Annotated in this window: 6 protein-coding genes; 5 read left to right on the top strand and 1 reads right to left on the bottom strand. The window is 61.4% G+C overall.

The window, feature by feature from the left end; genetic code table 11:
* Nucleotides 1–567 (top strand): murein hydrolase activator EnvC family protein (locus WBQ77_RS03300; RefSeq protein WP_424058921.1); only part of this gene is annotated, 567 nt, incomplete at its 5' end.
* A 39-nt stretch (nucleotides 568–606) separates the two neighbouring features.
* On the opposite strand, the gene WBQ77_RS03295 is transcribed toward WBQ77_RS03300, so the two are convergent.
* The gene (locus tag WBQ77_RS03295; RefSeq protein WP_424042134.1) at nucleotides 607–1,464 is read right to left on the bottom strand and encodes an ATP-binding protein; all 858 of its coding nucleotides are present in this window, start codon (nucleotides 1,462–1,464) and stop codon (nucleotides 607–609) included.
* Between the two features lie 139 nt (nucleotides 1,465–1,603).
* On the opposite strand from WBQ77_RS03295, the gene yajC reads away from it, so the two are divergent.
* From yajC to WBQ77_RS03275, 4 genes are all read left to right on the top strand, one after another.
* The gene (gene yajC / locus WBQ77_RS03290; protein ID WP_424042136.1) at nucleotides 1,604–1,951 is read left to right on the top strand and encodes a preprotein translocase subunit YajC; all 348 of its coding nucleotides are present in this window, start codon (nucleotides 1,604–1,606) and stop codon (nucleotides 1,949–1,951) included.
* A 47-nt stretch (nucleotides 1,952–1,998) separates the two neighbouring features.
* Entirely contained in the window at nucleotides 1,999–3,612 is a 1,614-nt protein-coding gene (gene secD / locus WBQ77_RS03285; RefSeq protein ID WP_424058920.1) for a protein translocase subunit SecD, read from the top strand.
* A 74-nt stretch (nucleotides 3,613–3,686) separates the two neighbouring features.
* Nucleotides 3,687–4,640, top strand: a complete 954-nt coding sequence (secF, locus tag WBQ77_RS03280) for a protein translocase subunit SecF (RefSeq protein ID WP_424058918.1) — start codon at nucleotides 3,687–3,689, stop codon at nucleotides 4,638–4,640.
* A 21-nt stretch (nucleotides 4,641–4,661) separates the two neighbouring features.
* A partial coding sequence (locus tag WBQ77_RS03275) for a phytoene/squalene synthase family protein (RefSeq protein WP_424058917.1) occupies nucleotides 4,662–5,204 on the top strand: 543 nt, incomplete at its 3' end.

The following is a 5,204-nucleotide window of genomic DNA, read 5'->3' as shown; positions in this document are numbered from 1 at the left end:
TCCTATGTCCCGCCCGCTCCAGCGATGCCGGCAATGCCCGCGGCACGTAAAGTGACGACCACGACGGTCACGGCGCCGACCACGAACGCCGCGGCGCAGACCGCACCTAAAGCGGCTGCGTCCGCGGACGTTGCCAGCAACGGTCAGCTTCCTGCGCCGGAGCCGTTGTCGGGCGCCAACTTCCGCTGGCCGGTCAAGGGACGCATCCTCTCCGGCTTCGGCACCAAGTCCGATGGCGGACATAATGACGGTATCGATATCTCCGTGCCCCAGGGCACGCCAGTGAAGGCGGCGGAGAATGGCGTCGTGGCCTATGCGGGGAACGAGCTGAAAGGCTACGGCAACCTCGTCCTGGTGCGCCACGCCAATAACTGGGTGTCCGCCTACGCCAACAACGATCAGGTCTTGGTCAAGCGCGGCGACAAGGTTGCACGCGGACAGGTCATCGCCAAAGCCGGGACCAGCGGCTCCGTCAGCCAGCCTCAAGTTCACTTCGAGTTGCGCAAGGGCTCACGCCCCGTAGATCCGACGAAATATATGAGCAGCATGTCGGCGCAGGCCAACTAGCCGGTAGCGCGCGTTCTCAAGCCATCGTCGCACTCACGCTCAGAGTGTCTTTTCCAGGCGGCCGGCCAAGTCTTGGATGAATTGCCAGGCGACCCGCCCGGACCGGCTGCCGCGCGTGGTGGCCCATTCCAGCGCCTCGCGCTTGAGGTCGCTCGCCGGCGCCTCGAGTCCGAAATGTGCCGTGTACCCCCTGACCATGGCGAGATAGTCGTCCTGGCTGCAATGGTGGAAACCGATCCAGAGCCCAAACCGGTCTGAAAGGGAGACCTTCTCCTCGAAGGCTTCGCCCGGGTTGATGGCGGTGGAGGATTCGTTCTCCATCATGTCGCGCGGCATCAGGTGACGCCGGTTCGACGTGGCATAGAGTAGAACATTGGCGGGCCGGCCCTCGATGCCGCCTTCAAGAACCGCCTTCAGCGATTTGTATGAATTATCGACGGCCTCGAAGGAGAGGTCGTCGCAAAACAGGATGAAGCGATCGGCGGGTACGGCGCGAAGCAGCCCAAGGACGCGGGGCAGGGCCATAATGTCCTCCCGATGGATCTCGATCAGCTTCAGCCGGGGATGAGTTTGGTGCAGAGCGGCATGAGTCGCCTTGATCAGAGAACTCTTCCCCATGCCGCGGGCGCCCCATAGCAGCGCGTTATTGGCCGGCAAGCCGCGGGCAAAACGCTCCGTGTTCGCGAACAAGAGATCCTTATTGCGGTCGACCCCCTTCAGAAGCGGAAGGGGCACGCAATTGACAGTGGGTACCGGGACAAATGTCCCCGATTCCGATTGAAACAGGAACGCGCCCGCGCCGGAAAAGTCCGGGCTGGCGGGCCCCGATGGCGCAAGCCGCTCCAGCGCTTGCGCGATCCGCTCCAAAACACCCGAAATAGGTTCCTGAAAGTTCATAACGGCCCCGTTGCAAAGGCGTACAAGCTCAGTATAGTCGCGCACAATCGCGCGCTGGAGCCTGCTCGCACGTACGCTTGCGAGACACGCCAAAACGGCCAATTCTGGCCATCCTTAAGCCAACCGGGAGAGACGAGCAATGAATGGTTTTGCCTATGCGCAGGCGGGGGGGAGCGCTATGGAGGCTCTCAACAGCCTGCTGATCCCAACCATTCTGATCATCGGTATCATGTATTTCCTGATGATCCGGCCGCAGCAAAAGCGGATGAAGGAACATCGCGCCATGATCGAGGCGATTCGCCGTGGCGACACCGTGGTGACGTCTGGCGGTATCATTGGCAAGGTCGCCAAGGCCGACGAGGCCGAGCTGCAAGTCGAGGTCGCCGATGGCGTAAGGATCAAGGTCCTGCGGACATCGATCTCGGAAGTTCGTGGCAAGGGCGAAGGTGCCGCCCCGGCCCAATCTGAATCCAAGACGGCGGACTAGCGCGCTCGCGCCGAACCGTCGAATGATCTGGAGTAATAAATCCGGCAATGCTGCATTTCCAAAAATGGAAGGTGATTCTAGTTGGCGCCATCGTGTTCGCCGGCTTCATCTTCGCAGCTCCCAATCTGATCCCGTCCTCCGCTTTGCAGGGCCTGCCCAGCTGGGTGCCTCAAAAGCAGGTCAATCTCGGCCTCGATCTTCAAGGCGGGGCGCATCTGCTCTACCGCATCGACGAGGCCGAGCTTGTTGAGGATTGGCTCGGCACGATCCGCGGCGACATACGCGAGACCCTACGCAGCAACCGCATCGGCTATGTGGACCTGAACAAGAACACCACGGCGCGGGCTGTCTCCGTTCGCATTCGCAAGCCCGAGGATGTCGACAAAGCCTTCACGGAGCTGAAGAAGATTGCGGCTCCCGTCGGCAACGATGTGTTCGGCGGCTTCTCCGGCAACGACATGGAAGTCACGAAGAGCGGCGACAAGATCACGCTGACGGCCACCGAACTCGGCTTGAACGACCGCATCAGTTCGGCGATCCAGGCCTCTATCGAAACAATTCGCCGCCGCGTGGATGCCTTCGGAACGACTGAACCCAGCATTCAGCGCGAAGGCCGGGACCGCATTCTCGTGCAGGTTCCTGGTGTCTCGGACGTGCAGCGTCTGAAAGGGCTGATCGGCGAGACCGGGAAGCTCGAATTCAAGCTTGTTGATGCTTCGGCTAACGCCGGCGAAGTGGCGCTGAGCAAGAAGGTGCCGCCGGGCTCAGAGCTGCTCTACTCCGAAGATGAGCCGCCGGTTCCCTATGTGCTGAAGGACCGGGTCATGGTGAGCGGTGAAAACCTTGTTGATTCCCAGCCAGGGTTCGATTCACGCACGGGTGAGCCCGTGGTGAACTTCCGGTTCGATGCGGCGGGCGCAAAACGCTTCGGGCGCGCCACCCAGGACAATGTGGGTCTGCCCTTTGCCATCGTGCTCGACAACAAAGTGATCTCCGCCCCCGTCATCCGCGAACCAATTTTGGGCGGTACGGGGCAGATCAGTGGCAATTTCTCGGTTCAGGAAGCGAACGATTTGTCGGTGCTTCTGCGCTCCGGCGCGCTGCCGGCTAAGTTGAGCGTGATCGAGGAGCGCACTGTCGGCGCAAGCCTCGGTGCCGATTCCATCGAGAGCGGCAAGAAGGCAGCCATCTTCGGGATGATCCTGGTCGTCGCCTTCATGTTCGTCGCATACGGACTATTCGGTGCCTTCGCCAACATGGCGCTGCTTGTGAACGTGGCCCTGATTTTCGCGGTGCTGTCGCTCATGGGGGCCACGCTGACGCTGCCGGGTATTGCGGGTATCGTGCTTGTGATCGGCATCGCGGTCGATGCGAACGTGCTCATCAATGAGCGCATTCGCGAGGAAATGCGGTCGGGGAAGTCTCCGATCGCGGCCGTGGATTCGGGGTACTCGCGCGCGCTGGTCACCATTATCGACTCGAACGTCACCACGCTGATCGCCGTACTGGTGCTGTTCTGGCTGGGGTCGGGGCCGGTGCGCGGCTTCGCAGTCACGCTGACGATCGGTATTCTGGCATCAATGTTCACGGCCGTGACGGTCACGCGCATGTTGGTTGCGGCGTGGCTGCGCTGGAAGCGGCCCAAGGAACTGCCCCTTTAACGGAATTGCCCTTTTTGGAACGTATCGCGACAGAGCCTCGCAACTTTAGAGCTTCGCCAATTTAGGAATCGTCCATGTTTCGCGGCATCACCTTTATTCCACCGGATACGAAGATCGACTTTGTCGGTCAGCGGGCTATCACGTGGTTCGTTTCCGCCTTTCTCACAGTGGTACCCTTGGTGCTTGTCGCGACAGTCGGCCTGAATATGGGCATCGACTTCCAAGGCGGCACGCTGATCGAGGTGAAGACTAAAGAGAATCCTGCTCAGCTCGCCGACATTCGCGGAAAAATCAGCGGTCTCGGCCTGGGCGAGGTCCAGATCCAGGAATTCGGCGCGCCCGACGAGGTGCTGATCCGTATCGCCTCTCAGCCGACCGAGGAGGAGCAGCAAGCCTCGATTGCGAAGGTCAAGGAGGCATTGAGCGACAGCGTCACCTACCGCCGTACGGAAATAGTGGGTCCTACGATTTCGTCCGAACTCATCGCGGGCGGAACGCTGGCGGTAGTCGTCGCGATGATCGGCATCATGATTTATGTGTGGTTCCGGTTCGAGTGGCAGTTCGCCGTCGCGGCGATTGCCTCGCTCGTGCACGACGTCACGGCCACCATCGGGCTCTACGCACTGCTGCAACTTGAGTTCAACGTGTCGAGTATCGCTGCGATCCTCACCATTATCGGTTACTCGCTCAACGATAAGGTCGTGATCTTCGACCGTATCCGCGAGAACTTGCGCAAGTACAAGCGCATGCCGCTCGTCGAGCTGCTCGACCGTTCTATCAATGAGATGCTCTCGCGTGCCGTGCTCACTCATGTGACGACGCTTCTCGCAATGCTGCCGTTCCTATTCTTTGGCGGCGAGGCGATCTACGGCTTCGCCGTGGCCATGTGTTTCGGCATCGTGGTGGGCGCGTATTCCTCGATCTTTGTCGCATCGCCCATGCAGCTCATTCTCGGCGTTCAGCGCGAGGCCTTTTCCGGTAGCACCAGCCCCGCCAAAAGCAAGTCAGAGGCCGCGGCGAGCGCTTAAAGCCACGGAGGCCATGCCCTGATGGAGCGCGAGCGAGCAGCGACGGTTCGCCGGATGGCCCGCAAGGCTGACCCCGACCGCGCTATCGCCGCGCTGTTCGCGCCCTTAACGGCGCGGGACGACCTCTTCGCGCTTTTCGCCTTCAACGGCGAACTGGCCCGGATCGCCGATCAGGTCAGCGAGCCTGGACTTGGCGCTATTCGGCTCCAATGGTGGCGCGATGCCCTTGCGCGAGCCGAAGCGGGAGAGGCGACGGGGCATCCCGTGGCCGATGCCTTCGGTTCGGTACTTGCGCGCCGCGGATTGTCGCGAGAGCGGATTGCCGGGCTTATCGATGCGCGTAGCTTCGATATTGGCGAGACCATCATGCCCGATACCCGCACATTGGACGCCTATCTCTTCGATACGACCGGGGGGCTGTTCGCCCTCGCGGCGGAGATCGTCGGCGCCGAGGGCGAGAACCAGGGCCTGATCGCACAGGCCGCGGGCCAAGCCTATGGCCTTGTTCGGGTGATGCGGAGCTTGCCGGTTCTTGCCGCCAAGGGGCGGACTTATCTCGCCGCC

Origin of the sequence: Methyloceanibacter sp. (assembly GCF_049590335.1) — a bacterium.
Classification (GTDB): Bacteria; Pseudomonadota; Alphaproteobacteria; order Rhizobiales; family Methyloligellaceae; genus Methyloceanibacter.
Note: the sequence above shows the minus strand (reverse complement) of the source record. Positions and strands in the feature narration are given on the sequence as shown.